The 14,737-nt window shown below is 54.5% G+C and carries 10 protein-coding genes; 4 read left to right on the top strand and 6 right to left on the bottom strand.

The window, feature by feature from the left end; genetic code table 11:
- Window positions 1–411: 411 nt before the first annotated feature.
- Window positions 412–1,647: an acyl-CoA dehydrogenase family protein gene (locus tag C1J03_RS06260; RefSeq protein WP_114884757.1), complete on the bottom strand. Its 1,236-nt coding sequence runs from the start codon at window positions 1,645–1,647 to the stop codon at window positions 412–414.
- A gap of 95 nt (window positions 1,648–1,742) precedes the next feature.
- On the opposite strand from C1J03_RS06260, the gene C1J03_RS06255 reads away from it, so the two are divergent.
- The 4 genes from C1J03_RS06255 (at window position 1,743) to C1J03_RS06240 (ending at window position 5,728) form a co-directional block, all read left to right on the top strand.
- Entirely contained in the window at window positions 1,743–2,759 is a 1,017-nt protein-coding gene (locus C1J03_RS06255; protein WP_114884755.1) for a phosphotransferase family protein, read from the top strand.
- A gap of 143 nt (window positions 2,760–2,902) precedes the next feature.
- A complete protein-coding gene (locus C1J03_RS06250) occupies window positions 2,903–4,099 on the top strand; it encodes an NAD(P)/FAD-dependent oxidoreductase (RefSeq protein ID WP_114884753.1) in 1,197 nt (398 codons plus the stop codon).
- On the top strand, window positions 4,096–4,869 hold the full coding sequence (locus C1J03_RS06245) for an HpcH/HpaI aldolase family protein (RefSeq protein ID WP_114884749.1): 774 nt from the start codon (window positions 4,096–4,098) through the stop codon (window positions 4,867–4,869). Before C1J03_RS06250 ends, C1J03_RS06245 begins: the two co-directional genes overlap by 4 nt.
- A gap of 22 nt (window positions 4,870–4,891) precedes the next feature.
- Complete coding sequence (locus C1J03_RS06240; RefSeq protein WP_114884747.1) at window positions 4,892–5,728, top strand: NAD-dependent epimerase/dehydratase family protein; 837 nt, start codon at window positions 4,892–4,894, stop codon at window positions 5,726–5,728.
- Window positions 5,729–5,744: 16 nt separating this feature from the next.
- Here C1J03_RS06240 and C1J03_RS06235 read toward each other — a convergent pair whose 3' ends face one another.
- The 5 genes from C1J03_RS06235 to C1J03_RS06215 all read right to left on the bottom strand — a co-directional run bounded on the left by C1J03_RS06235 (window position 5,745) and on the right by C1J03_RS06215 (window position 14,093).
- Window positions 5,745–6,563: a class I SAM-dependent methyltransferase gene (locus C1J03_RS06235; RefSeq protein ID WP_114884745.1), complete on the bottom strand. Its 819-nt coding sequence runs from the start codon at window positions 6,561–6,563 to the stop codon at window positions 5,745–5,747.
- A gap of 204 nt (window positions 6,564–6,767) precedes the next feature.
- On the bottom strand, window positions 6,768–8,111 hold the full coding sequence (locus tag C1J03_RS06230) for an HlyD family type I secretion periplasmic adaptor subunit (protein WP_114884743.1): 1,344 nt from the start codon (window positions 8,109–8,111) through the stop codon (window positions 6,768–6,770).
- Window positions 8,112–8,114: 3 nt separating this feature from the next.
- Window positions 8,115–10,169: a type I secretion system permease/ATPase gene (locus C1J03_RS06225; protein ID WP_254694196.1), complete on the bottom strand. Its 2,055-nt coding sequence runs from the start codon at window positions 10,167–10,169 to the stop codon at window positions 8,115–8,117.
- Window positions 10,170–10,199: 30 nt separating this feature from the next.
- A complete protein-coding gene (locus tag C1J03_RS06220) occupies window positions 10,200–12,362 on the bottom strand; it encodes a hypothetical protein (RefSeq protein ID WP_114884742.1) in 2,163 nt (720 codons plus the stop codon).
- 144 nt (window positions 12,363–12,506) lie between these two features.
- Complete coding sequence (locus C1J03_RS06215) at window positions 12,507–14,093, bottom strand: hypothetical protein (RefSeq protein ID WP_114884740.1); 1,587 nt, start codon at window positions 14,091–14,093, stop codon at window positions 12,507–12,509.
- Window positions 14,094–14,737 lie beyond the last annotated feature (644 nt).

Raw genomic sequence — 14,737 nt, 5'->3', positions numbered from 1 at the left:
TCGTTACGATGATCACACTAATCAGAACGGGTTACTTTCAGGTGAACTTCAGCACCCAAATTGTGCGACCACCAAACTCAAATCGATTTGGAGGCGCTGACGAAGGGTTCAGCCCTTCGACACAATCACCAACAGGGCAATCTGCTGTCAGTTATGAGAAAAAACTGCGGCGGAGTTAATGCTCTTTAGCGTCAACTTCTAGGCAACAAAGTTCAAAATGTGGCCTTAAGCATCTTCAGACACTGTCAGGCTGAGCCTCTGCTCGCCTGCTCAAAAGGCCAAAGCAGGCGGCGAAACCTTTATCTAAGGTCACAATCTTTGCGACCTGAAAAGCAACTCCCGACGCAGGAAACAGCAACAATCACAGCACCCTAGGCCCACGCCAAAGCAACGCTTCTCATTGGCGAAAACTCAAACGGGCCTTTGGGTGTACTTGCGCAGTTCCGCACGTGCGACCTGCCTGCGATGAACGGCATCGGGGCCGTCTGCCAATCGCAAGGTCCGCACATGGGTCCATGCATTGGCAAGCGGCGTGTCCTGACTGATCCCCTCAGCGCCGTGCATTTGCACCGCTTCATCAATCACCTTGAGCGCTACACGTGGGGCGACCACCTTGATCTGGCTGATCCAAGGGGCAGCGGCACGTTTGTCACCTTGATCCATGAACCATGCGGCCTTGAGGCACAAAAGCCGCGCCATTTCGATCTCCATCCGGCATTCCGCGATGATGTCGAAATTCGCACCCAACTGAGCCAACGGCTTTCCAAACGCCTCGCGTTCCATGCTGCGGCGGCACATCAGCTCAAGTGCGGCTTCAGCTTGCCCAATGGCGCGCATGCAATGGTGGATACGCCCAGGCCCAAGCCGGCCCTGCGCGATTTCAAACCCGCGCCCCTCGCCCAGCAGTAGATCCTCGGCAGGCACGCGCACGTCCTTAAACCGGATATGCATATGCCCGTGTGGGGCGTCATCATGGCCGTATACCTGCATGGGGCGCAAAACCTCGATCCCTGGTGTTTTGGCATCCACCACGATCATTGATTGGCGCGCATGTTTGGTGAGGTCGTCACTACCGGTTTTGACCATCACAATGTAAACTGCGCAGCGCGGATCTCCGGCACCACTGGCCCACCATTTTTCGCCATTGAGAACATAGTCGTCCCCATCGCGAACACAGGCCATGCGCACATTCGTCGCATCCGACGATGCCACATCAGGTTCCGTCATCAGATAAGCAGACCGGATTTCGCCCTTCAGCAGTTTTGACAACCACATGTCTTTTTGCTTTTGCGTGCCGTAGCGCTCGAAAACTTCCATGTTGCCAGTGTCGGGCGCAGAGCAATTGAACACCTCAGCACCTAGAGGCGTTTTCCCCATTTCTTCTGCAAAATAGGCGTATTCCACAGTTGTCAGGCCGATACCTTTTTCACTGTCGGTTAGCCAGAAGTTCCACAGACCTGCGTCTTTGGCTTTTTGCTTTAACCCCTCCAGGATTTCCGTCTGCCGCGGCGTATAGGTCCAGCGGTCGCCTTTGCCGACTTCATCGTGATATTCCGCCTCAAGCGGGATCACATGATCGCGTATCATCGCGACGACACGGTCCAACAAATCGCGCGACTCCGGCCGCATGCCAAAACTCAAATCCATAGAAAGCTCCCCCATAACGCAACGGGGGGCTTTCCCCGCAGGGCAAGACTTGCTTAGATCACATCGAAATGTCCAGCCTCGTCAGGAAGCCAACAATGCATACCTATGATACTGCGCTGCTTGCGAAATATCTGGCAAAGCATGTCGATGGCTTTGGCATGCTGGACGGAATCGAGAAATTTTCCGATGGGCAGTCCAACCCAACCTACAAATTGACGTCCGGGAAACATCAATACGTTTTACGCGCCAAGCCACCCGGCAAGCTCTTGAAATCCGCCCATGCTGTCGACCGCGAATACCGGGTGATGCAGGCCTTGGGCGGCACGGATGTTCCTGTCCCAAAGGTGCTGCACCTTTCAGGCGACGACAGCCCCATGGGTACGCAGTTCATGGTGATGGAAATGGTGCAGGGCCGCATCTTTTGGGACCCTGCCCTGCCTGAGTTAGAGGCGCGTGCACGGGCCGAGGTGTACGACCAGATGAATGCCACACTTGCTGCATTACACTGCGTCGATCCAGCTGCGGTTAGCTTGGCCGATTACGGCAAACCCGGCAATTATTTCGAACGTCAGATCACCCGCTGGTCGGCGCAGTACCGCGATGCGCAAACAGATCCATTACCAGATGCAGATTGGCTGATCGATTGGTTGAACGGCAATATGGTGCCCGATGACGGTGCCAGCAGCATCGTGCACGGCGATTTTCGAATCGACAACATGATCTTTGCGCCAAACAACGAGACACTGATCGCCCTCCTTGATTGGGAGCTTTCGACCCTTGGCCATCCGCTCGCTGATCTTGCCTATCAATGTATGCACTGGCGGCTGCCCCATGCGGGCCATTTTCGCGGCCTTGCAGGTGTCGATAGAGCCAATGCTGGACTGCCCAGTGAAGATGCCTATGTCGACCTTTATTGCCAAAGGCGCCGGGTTTCTCGACCAGAGAATTGGAACTTCTATGTGGTTTTCTCATATTTTCGGTTGCTGGCCATTTTGCAGGGCGTGCTGAAACGCGGGCTGGATGGGAACGCATCAAACCCCAAGAATGCAGCGATGATGCGCGACGTGATCGTGCTTTTGGCCAAAGACGCCCGCGCCCTTGCCAACACCTGATCCATGCCACAGCTCTTGACCCACACGTCAATCGCAGCCCTTGTGCAAGATGCCGATATGTATGGTTTTCACAGCACGGCGCAGTTGGTGAGGTTCGCCCGGCAAAGAGCGGTCGCACGCCCCGGGAATAAAGGAGAGGTCCAATGACCACAGCACAACATTCAAGCTATGATGTCATCATTATCGGCGGCGCAATGTACGGGTCATCCGTTGCTTGGTGGCTCAGCCAGATGGATGGATTTGACGGTCGCATTTTGGTAATCGAGCGCGATCCAACCTATGAATTCGCCTCTACCAGCCACACCAACAGCTGTATCCGTCAGCAGTTCAGCAACCGGATCAATGTGCAGGTTTCGCAGTTCGGGGCTGAGTTCATCAAGAACTTTCGCGACTTTATGGGAGGTGATCCAGAGGTCCCACACCTCCCCCTACAAAGCTATGGCTACATGTATCTGGCAGACACGGAAGCGTTTGCCGACACGTTGAAAGAGGCGCAAGCCGTTCAAAATGGCCTTGGTGCCGCCACCAAATTCATGACGCGTGACGAGATTGCAACCGCTTACCCGTTCTACCAGCTAGACGACATCATTGGTGCCAATCACAACCTCATCGATGAAGGGTATTTCGACGGCGGCACCATGTTTGACTGGTTCAAGCGTATGGCGCGCAGGAACGGCGTCGAATACCTGGCCGGCGAGGTAGCATCGATCACGCATAGCAAGACGGGCGTAGAAAGCGTCACACTCAAAGCCGGCGACACCATCGCGTGTGGCACGTTGGTCAATGCCTCAGGCCCGCGTGCCGCTGTAACGGCGCGCATGGCCGGGTTGGATATCCCTGTGGTCGCGCGCAAACGCTATACCTTTATCTTTGACGCCGCTCAGCCGCTGGACCGGGACCTGCCGCTGACAATTGATCCATCAGGCGTGCACATGCGATCCGAAGGGAAATACTATCTTGCCGGTTGCCCACCAGACGTGGACTTGGACGTGGCCTTTGATGATTTTGAATTCGACCATTCGATTTGGCAGGAAAAAGTCTGGCCCATCATCGCCACCCGCGTCCCTGCGTTTGAGCAGGTAAAGGTCATCAATGAATGGGTTGGGCATTATGCCTATAATACGTTCGACCAGAATGCCCTGTTGGGCCGTAGTGAGACGTTGTCCAATTTCATCTTCGTCAACGGCTTTTCCGGCCATGGGTTGCAGCAATCACCCGCTATGGGCCGTGGCATTGCAGAACTCATCACCTATGGTGCATATCGGAGCTTGGATCTGAGCCCGTTTGATGTGAACCGCGTCGCCCGGGGCGAAAAATTTGTTGAGAAGGCCGTAATATGAAACTCAAAGAAAACAAATTCCTAACCGCCCTGCGCGCTGGTCGCCAGCAAGTTGGCATATGGGTCAGCCTTTCAAGCGCTTATGCCGCTGAAGCCGTGGCACCGGCGGGCTACGACTGGGCGCTGTTGGACATGGAGCATTCGCCAAATGAATTGGCCTCTCTTTTGGGTCAACTCCAAGCATTTGCTGACAGTGATACAACCGCCATCGTGCGTCCCGATTGGAACGATCCGGTCAAGATCAAGCGCCTGCTCGATATGGGTGTCCCAGGTCTGTTGTTGCCAATGGTCGAGAGCATTGAAGAGGCCGAGGCCGCCGTTGCAGCGACGCGTTATCCCCCAAACGGTATACGCGGTGTGGCGGGCACCATGCGCGCCAATCGCTTTGGACGCGTTAGTGATTATTTCACCGAAGTCGAAAACCAGACGGCCGTGCTGATCCAGTTGGAATCTGTGCAAGCGGTTGAGAATGCCGCGAGTTACGCCGCCGTTCAGGGTATCAGCGGTGTCTTCTTTGGCCCCGCAGATATTGGCGCGGATATGGGCATTCTGGGCGACCCGATGCACCCTGACATTTGGACGCTGATCCGCCCCGCTGCCCGCGCCCTGATGGACCGCGGTATCCCCGTCGGCACGCTCGTCTCGGACCCCGATTTTGCCACAGAGCTTTTGAACGAAGGTTTCAGCTTTGTTGCATGCGGGTCGGATGCAGGGTTGCTCGCTAAAGGTTCCGATGCGCTGCTTGCCCGTGTGCGCGGCGGACTGAAATAATACTGAACAGAGGAAACGACAGATGAAAAAACTGGTCCTGACAGGTGCCGCTGGACGGCTTGGCTCTTACTTGCGCGAACCGCTTAGCATGATGTGCGGTGAGTTGCTGAGCACCGACATCGCGGAGGATATCGGCAATCTCTATGAGGGTGAAAGCTACGTTCAGGCAGATCTTGCGCAGATGGATCAAATTGCGCCGTTGATGGAGGGGGCCGATATGGTCATTCACTTCGGTGCGATTGTGGACGAAAAACCCTTCGAAGAACTGCTTGGCCCTAATTTCATCGGCTCCTACAACATCTGGGAAGCCGGGTATAAAGCTGGGGTACGCCGCATTGTCTACGCCTCATCAATCCACGCGGTAGGTATGTATAAAAAGACCGACTTCATCGGCACCGACGCGCTCCACAGGCCCGATACATTCTACGGCCTAGCCAAGTGCTTTACCGAAGATCTTGGGTCGATGTATTGGGACAAACGCGGCATGGAGAGCGTACATCTGCGCATCCTATCAGCAGCTCAGGTCAACAACCCGCGCGCATTGGGATCATGGCTGAGCTATGATGATCTGATCCAGCTGGTGACCCGCGCCATCGATACGCCCTCGGTTGGTTTCAGCATCATCTACGGTGTGTCAAACAACGACCGCGCGCCGGTAGACAATGCCAAGGCGGCGTTCCTTGGCTACCGGCCCAAGGACAACGCCGAGCAATTCGCTGAAAAAGTGCTGGCAGAGGCAAAACCAGCAGATGTTACCGACCCCAGCGAGATGTGCCATGGCGGCCCCTTTGCATCCATCGCCTTGGGCGAAAGTGCGATGGCGAACATGAACATCATCGACGATAAGAAAGAAACCTAACGTTTCAGAGCCCGCCCTAGCCGATCATCTTGCGTAGCTTGCGATAAGCGCGTTTGTGGAACGGCGGGGGCGGAGGCTGCCAAGGGTTGTAGCGCGCAGCGCCCACGTCAAACGCGGCCTGTGCCTCTTCGCCGTATGTCTCCAACATGAACGCTGAAAAACGCGCGGCAAACGCTGGTCCCACCCCCTTTTTAGGACGCCGATCCCAACCAACGTAAAATCCGTCACAAAGCCTGCGCACCAGATCGCTTTTGTCCTCTGGCACGCGGATTGCGTAGATATTGTTGTCGATTTGGCGCGTCTTGAGCGTACCAACATCACCCGGATGAACCTTGTCGGCCAAGCGTACAAGTTCCGCTTCAGTCAACTGGTCATGCAAAATCTTTGGGCCCAGCGCATATCCACCTGCACCTTTATACATCTGCAGGTCATGCTGGACGATCACGCTGCCTGGCCTCATCAGATGTAATACTGCAAGTGTATCTATCAGCGGCCAAGGGTGCACATGTGCGGCATCAATAAAGCACATATCAACCGGCGAGCTTAAATGTTTTGGGACATCCAAACTGGTGCAACTGGGATGGATATTTACTCTGACCTGATCATGCGGCAACGCGTCTTGCAGCAGATATCCCAGTTTTTTGGTGGGATCTGCATAGAACGTTTCCATCAGGTCAAAACTATGGATCGAGGCTTGCCCATGACGGTTGAGCATCATCGCAAGCATTGACGTCGACAGGCCACTGGCGCAGCCAATTTCAACAAAGTTCTTTGGCTTCAGTTCGTCAATGAGCGCCTTCAGGAACGTGATGTCATTGCCATCTACAGCGCCCATGTTCCCCGCCCAATGCCGGTTGAACCACCCAGAAATGTCGTCCCCAAGCGCGCGTGCGCTCCTCGTGCTATTTGCCGACAATGCCTGTGCTCCCTGCTTATCAGTCTCTTAACTACGACCTATGAGGGAACGGCCATTTACACAACCCGTGAGCGGCGCAGCCCCCCTCAAGGGGCCACGCCATACCGCTGGGGGGCGGATTGGTTACTGTTCGCGGAAAGCTCGGATCATGCTGTCGCGGATCGGCTTGGTGATATAATCCACAAAGGTTCGTTCCGCCGTCTGGATCATGATCTCAGCAGGCATTCCCGGTGTCGGCGAAAAGCCGGGCACACGCAGCAGCTCTTGAGGTTGGATCGAGATGCGCGCGACATACACCTCTGCGTCCGGTCCTTCGGCAGAGCGTTCGGTGATACTGTCGGCAGAGACATAATAAACCTCACCAAACAGAACCGGTGTTGTGCGTTGGTTAAGCGCCGTCAGGCGTACCGTTGACACCAAACCAGTGTTGATCGTGTCAATTTCGGTGCGCGGAATTTGCACCTCAATAATCAATGGCTCATCACTGGGCAAGATTTCCGCAATAGCTCGACCACTCTCGATCACACCACCTGCCGTATGATAATGCAGGCGCACAATGGTTCCCGAAACGGGCGAGCGGATCTCAGAGCGCGCACGCACGGACGACGCCGTGCGCAGTTGTTCACGGATACTATCAAGTTCAGCCTGGATGGTACTCAGCTCATCGATGGCCGCTTGTTTGCTGCGCCCCAACGCGTTTTCAATCTCGGTCTCGTAGCGCTCTTTGACCTCTCTGACTTCGTTGATTTCAGCTTCAAGTCGGGCGACCTTACCATCGGTTTCGGCAATGGCGTGGCGTACGGTATTCAGCTCGGTGCGCCGGACCAGACCACTTTCAAGAAGCGTGGTCTTGGCCTCGAACTCTTCTTGCAGGATTTCTGCTTGCAGCTTCAGCGACACTAGTTGCTGCACATATCCGCCTGACCGGATCGTCAGCGCTTCGATATTTTGGCGCAGGATCGACACGTTGTTGCGCAGCGTACTTTGTGACACCAAAAAGCTTGTGACTTGGGACTCAATGATCGTTGCAACTTCGTGATCGATACGAGACGCTAGGAGCACGTCGGGAAACCGAAGCTCATCTTGGGCTGACGCCTCAGCGAGCAACCGCGCCTCGGTTGCGATCAGGCGCATCTGCCGCAAAAACAGCTCGCGCTCATTTGCCAGCGATGCGGTTTCATCCAAGAACAACAGCGTGTCGCCCGCATTTACAAAATCGCCCTCCTTGATCATGATTTGGTCAATGATCCCGCCCTCAAGGTGCTGTATAATCTTGTTGCTACCAGTGGCGACAAAGCTGCCTTGGGCGATCACCGCAGCTGCCAACGGCGCGTTGAAGGCCCAATAGCCAAACCCACCCATCGATGTGGTCATCAGCAAAAAGCCGAATATCACAAATCCCCGAACGCTGCGCGGCACATCGGCGTACCATTCACCATGCACGTTATCTGTTGCGATCACTGTCATATCTTACCCTCCGGTATTCGGTTGGGGTGGGATCGTATCAGGGGGCGATCCGCCCGGCAGGTTGGTCCCGCCCCCCTGCCCGCCTTTGCGCCGGGCAAGTTCAGCCACGACTTGCTCGCGGGTCCCAAAGAGCGCCACACTGCCATTTGCAAGCAGCATCACCTTATCAACCACCGTCAGCAGTGACGGCTTTTGCGTGATGACCACAACAGCAATTCCGCTGGCCTTGGCTTGTTGGATTGCGCGGGCCAACGCCTGATCACCTGAGGTATCAAGATTGGAGTTCGGCTCATCAAGCACCAAGAGTTTGGGACCACCGAAGAAGGCCCGGGCCAAAGCGATGCGCTGCTTTTGGCCGCCCGACAATGGCGAACCATCTGCGGCCACAACCGTTTCATAGCCCTGCGGCATGTTCGATATCATGTCATGGACATCCGCCAACACGGCGGCGTGGTGAATCTCCTGATCCGTAGCATCGCTGCGCATACGGCCAATGTTGCTTTTGATTGTTCCAGGAAACAATTGCACGTCCTGCGGCACATATCCGATGCTTTCACCAAACTGGCGTGGGTCCCAATTGCGGATATCCATAATGTCCAAGCGGACGTTTCCAGACGTTGGCATCAACGATCCCACCAGCATTTTACCCAGCGTTGTTTTGCCAGCCCCACTGCTGCCAATCACGCCCAGTGTTTCGCCGGGATCAAGCGAAAAACTGATCCCGTTCAGCACAACCTGCTTGGTTCCGCCCGGCACATACAAGAGCCGTTCAACATCCAACCGTCCCTTAGGGTCAGGCAGGCGCAGACGTTCAAATTTGTGTTGCGAGGTCGTCATCAGGTGGTGGATGCGGTCGTAGGCAGCGCGTGACAAAAGATAACCGTTCCAGCCTTCAATCGCCCCTTCAATCGGGGCCAATGCCCGACCCGCAATGATGGACGCTGCGATCACCATACCGCCGGTAATCTCGCCTTGGATCGCTAAATAGGCGCCCCAACCCAACATACCGATCTGAGTGAGCAACCGCACCGCACGCGATGCCGCAGCTGAGACAATGTTGCGATCCTGCGCACGCACCTGTTCTTTGAGCGACGCCGCGGTGTCCTTGCCCCACATCTGAACTGCTTCAGGCACCATGGCCAACGCGTTGATGATCTGGCTGTTGCGCGTCATCGAATTGAGGTGCAGGTTCGCCCGGCTTTGCGCCACATTGGCGCGGGCAAAGGGCTTGGATGTGATCTTTTGGTTGATCATGGCAATGATGGTCAACGCAATAGCTGTGCCGATCACAATCATCCCCAACTGTGGGTGAACTAGAAAGATAGCCACAACAAAGATGGGCGCAAAGGGCACATCCAGAAACGAGATAAGCGTCCCTGAAACCAGAAAGCCCCTAACCTGCTGTAGATCGCCGAGTGTTTGATATTCGCGCCCGTTGGTATGCAGCGCCGCATGTGCCGCCGCGCTTAGGATCGGGGCTCCAAGCCGCGCAGCCACCTCAACGGCGGTCCGCATCAAGATGAAGCGGCGCACCGCATCCAGAACCGCCTGCAGGAAAACTGCACCCGCAATAACAACGGTCAGCATGACAAGTGTTTCAAGCGAACGGCTGGTCAGAACGCGGTCGGAAATCTGAAACAGGTAAATCGGAATCGCAAGGATCAGAAGGTTGGTGGCACAGGTCAGCACCATCACAAAGCCAATGTTGCGCCGCACTGCTGCGACGCCTTTTTGCAAGCTCTCGGTGAATCTATCTGGTCCAACGGGCTTGTGAAAGCCTGGTGTCTTACCGCCTCCACCGCCGCCGCCACCACCGCCGTTCCCATCTGCAGGGGGCTTGCCCCCGCCCGCAGCAACGTCTTTGCCATCGATCTCTTTGCCTAATCCGCGCACGACGTCAACTTTGCCAGGGCGGAGTGAATCGATGGCGGCGTCACGTTCGTTGTGTATCTTGCCACGGCGCATGCTCTCATCAAGCATCAGCACAGGGCGACCATTTTTACCTATCCTGGAAGACCGGAATCCAATGGTTTCGCTTTTGTCTAACTCGTCTTTCAAACCGAAAACTCCCTACTCAACACCACAAGTTCAAACCAACATAGATGTCATGACATCCGGGCTTGTTCCGCCTCCATCAAGGAGACCTTCGATCACCAAACTTTCTTCTGCGGGGGCATCTTCGCCGATCAGCCCTTCGGCCAGAAACGCCACCGCTTCATTGGCCAGCACCGCCACGCCGATACCCGTAGGTGCCGCGGCCGCGTCGATCAGTTCTGCTTGATAGAGAAGCGCTTCGCTGTAGACGTCACCGCCAACGTAAACGGAACTGTCCACACCCGCATTGGTGATGGTCGCGATATTTAGCAGCGCATTTGAACCAGCCGTAACCGAAATGTCGCCACTAGCATTGCCAACAAAATCATCCAGAACCATCTGCACATGATCGCTGTCGCCAAGGATATTGCGCTGTTCAATCGAATTGACGGAAACGAAGTCACCTTCGATATGCAACACCCGCACAAACGCTTGCTCTGAAAAAGCTGAAATATCATTCAACCCGCCCGGCAAAGGGTTGTCACCTTCGCTAAGGCTTCGCGTTGCATTACTCAGGTCACCCTCAAGTGCCGCATATGAATCAATGCCTGTGTTAGAAATACGCGCGAGGTTAAATGCCAGATTATCCGATGCAGAAACGTTGTCTGGTGCCGTGCTGCCGTATGTGACTGTGTCATGATCGATCAAGACATTGACCTGATTGATGATCGAGACCTCAATCATGTGCCCTGCGATGGTGATGAGGTCATAGCCGAAACCAATCGTAGCGATTGAGGCCACGTTGACAGCATTGTTTTCGCCCAACACAAATTCACTGCGACCGCCAGAAAGCTCGACCTGCACGTTGTCATTATCAAGCACGAAATTATACTGTTCCAACCAGTTAAAGACAGTCACGTCCCCTTCGATCCGGGTCACGAACCAGTTGGGCGGTGTACCATCAGAAACATTGTCCGGTTGCTCCACTTGGGGCGAGCTGCTCTGAGTGATTTCCGCTGCATTGATCGCATTTGAAGCCTGCGTTTCCCAGGTACCGCCGACCGTGTTCACCCCGATATTATCTGCCTCGACAACCACGTTGATCTGGCTGATCGCATTTATTGAAATGACATCCTGCGCTACTGTAATGATTGGCGCGTCAAGCCAGCTGTTTACGATAATTGCCTCATTCACCAGTTGGTTGGCACCGCTGGTAATCTGGTGCCCATCGTCTAGGTTCCCGGATCCGTCATCAGATTCAACCGTGTCATCAGGCGGATCGGACAGGACAAAAGACGCCTCGTTGTCTTCATCATCATCGTCATCCGCATCGTCTTCATCGTCGCGGTCATCATCATCAGCATCATCCCTCAGGAATTCTATAAGACTACTTAGCGTGACAACCTGATCTAGGTTCTCGGGACGGGTCTCGCCATCCTCGACCTCGGAAATCGTTTCATCATCATCGGTTTCGTCAGCTTGCAAATAGGCCGGCAGGATATCCTCGAGAGTGGGCATTTCCTCGACGCTCTCACCGTTGACCAAAATAGTTTCAACCGCGTCATCAGATTTTAGCAACGTTGCTTGAATGCCTTCAATTGCGGGCACTGTTGCGTCTTCGATCTGGCTCAAGGCGGCCATTGCAAAATCTGCTCCGGTTCCTTCGGCCTCCATCGGGTCATAGGACGATATAACGGACAGGCTCTCAGCAATTGTCGTTGCTGCTTCCACCCTATCGCTGTCATCGGCAAAAATGGCAATTGGCGGCAATCCATTGACGGTGATAATATCCCCGTCATTCAAAGTATTGGTCTGGTAAGTGATTGTGACCACAGACCCAGCCGGGGCGGTTTCACCATAATAAATACCGAAGGGTTCAGTATTTGTGGTTGCGACTTGCGGGTTCACCGAAAACAGGGAGAAACCCCCTTCAGCTGCACTGCCGGAGTCCAGCATTGAGACAACAATACTGCCTGCAAGTTGGACACTGCCAATTGGCAAGAAAGTAGGCGCATAGGCCCCCTGAGGCATGAACGTGCCTAGCTTATAAGCTGCGCTAAAAGCCACACCGATGTTCAGCAAATCACCCAGCTCTGGCGCTTGGTCCTGCAGCGCACGAAAGGCCGCATAAGTTTCCTTGAGCCTAGCTTCTTCTGTTCCAATCTCAAAGATGCCAATGAAGTGCGATACGATTTCTGTTGTCTGGTCTAAAGCCATGTCGATCACCCCCGTTCGAGTGTTCGTCGTGTGATAATTAGGTCGTCTAAAAAATGTTGGTGATAGAAAAAAATGTATTTCAAATTAGCAGTCTTGGTGCGAAAGGGCCGGAAATACCGGCCCTTTCTTTGATTATGACGTCGCTTATACGTCGTTGGTGTCGTCGCCCACGAATGTGGAAGTCATCGACCCGCCGACAACGGTCATATCAACCTGGTTGCCAAGGATGTTGGCACCCATCACGATGTTCTGGTTGAACGCCGTGGTGTCGATTGCCGAGGCGGCATCTGCTGCGGAAGACCCGGTTACGATACCATCGTCCCCGTTGTTGGATCCCCAAACACCAGCTGAACCACCGGCTCCACCGTCACCATTGATGGCGTTTCCAGCTGCACCACCGACACCGCCGTAGGCGTTCGTTGGAACCGCACCAGCAACACCGCCGACACCTTGGCCACCTGCACCACCGTCACCGGATGTGCCGCCGCCCGTGCCAGACGTGCTACCATTGGTATTTCCCTGGAGGCCGCCACCGGTTGTCCCGTTGGCGTTTGAAGCACCATTGGATCCAGATCCGCCACCGGCACCACCGGTACCATTGCCAGCTTCACCATTGCCAAGCCCAAGAGCCAGCGACAGAGCATCTGCGGCTACATTTCCGATATCGCCACCGTCTGCATCAGCACCACCTAGACCCAGAAGGCCAAGACCAACACCGATTGCACCGGCATCCGCATCGCTTCCGACGAGCGAACCCGCTCCAGAATCTGATACGCCGCCACCGACGCCAGCACCAACCGAAGCACCGCCTCCGCCGTTACCGCCTGAGGAATCGCTGTCTACGCCCGAGAGCCCGACACCAAGACCAACACCGATTGCACCAGTGTCGCCACCGTCGCCACCGTCACCTGCGTCAGCATCGTTGCTTCCGCCAGATCCGCCTGCGCCGCCAAGGCCCAGCGACGCACCACCAACACCGATACCACCTAGAGCACCGCCACCTGTGGAGGTTGCTCCGCCACCACCTGAAGCACCGTCTGCTTCGGCATCGATACCATCATCAGACATGGCAAGTCCGCCAAGGCTAATGTTGGCCTGATGCAAGCTACCGCTGTTTGACACTCCTGACAGGGAGTCGTTATCGACCAGATCGTTGGTCTGCAGGTTCACAGAGCCCACATCGTTGCCAGCACCGTTCAGCGCGGAGTCAAGAATGTCGCCAATGCCAACATCGTTGCCAGGATCGTAGGTCATGTCGCCACCTGCCATCATGACATTGTTGCCGTCAGCATGATCAAGGTTAATGTCAGCAAAGTCGTCTGCTTCAGCCGTCAGGTCCAAGTTCACATTTGTATTCACGTTTGTGTTTACATTTGTGTTGTTGGTGTTGTTGGCCGAGTTGTTCGCGCTATTGTCAGCGTGGTTCGCGTTCAGACCAAGATTGGCAGCGCCGTTGATCGCACCGTTTGCGGCACCGTTCTCCGCACCGTTGCTATTGGAATTTTCATTCCCGTTGCCGTTCAAGTTGCCATTGCCATTCCCATTCAGGTTCAAAGACCCGTTTAGGTTGCCATTGTCGTTGTCAGTTGTGTTTGTCGAAGACTGGGACTGGTCTTGCCCTTGTCCTTGACCCTGAAGTTGACCTTGGATTTCAGCTTGGGCTTGGCCCTGCTCTTGATCCTGAGATTGATTTTGATTGCCGAATGGCCAAAAAAGAGGCTGTCTCTGCATGGTATTTCTCCAAAAAGAAGTGACCGTCCCGGACCGCTGCTCATATCAAAAGCGATCATTCGGATTGGTCGATTAAAAGATTTTTGTGAACGTGTGATTGCGTAAAAATCGCTCAGATCATCTAAGCGGAATACGCAAATGGTGTGTCTGCGTCGTACAAATCCCCCATGTTTGGGCGAAAGGTCTGAATGGAAGATATTCACGACACAGGTCAGTAAAATTGGCCTTGGCAGTCGTGAGTGGCAGGTGCTTCCCAAACCGTCCGCATGGTTCAAATTGGTTTCGCTGCAAATAAGGGCAGCTAAGCAATATTCCGCCTAAATAGGGGTTTGGGAGAAGCCAGACAAAAGGTTTACGCCTCGCGGCATATCTTAAATAACTGTTTTTAAACAAATTATAACCTATCAGTGTATAAGATTAAGAAGGCAAGGTAAAAGAATCATCTGAAGAAATGTCAGGAACCTAATCCTTTTGTTGGTGGGTCCTGCTCAAGAATTAATCAATTTGAATTTAGACCGCTCGGTCAAAATTGTACAACTTCCACATATATTGAGGTATTCGAAGCTTGCGCCCCAACATATAGGGAATTGCGCGGCCCAATGGCTAAACTATTCGACTAGGTAGATTTGGTCCCGTCGTTTGTG

The organism is Sulfitobacter sp. SK012 (assembly GCF_003352085.1).
GTDB lineage: Bacteria > Pseudomonadota > Alphaproteobacteria > Rhodobacterales > Rhodobacteraceae > Sulfitobacter.
Note: the sequence above shows the minus strand (reverse complement) of the source record. Positions and strands in the feature narration are given on the sequence as shown.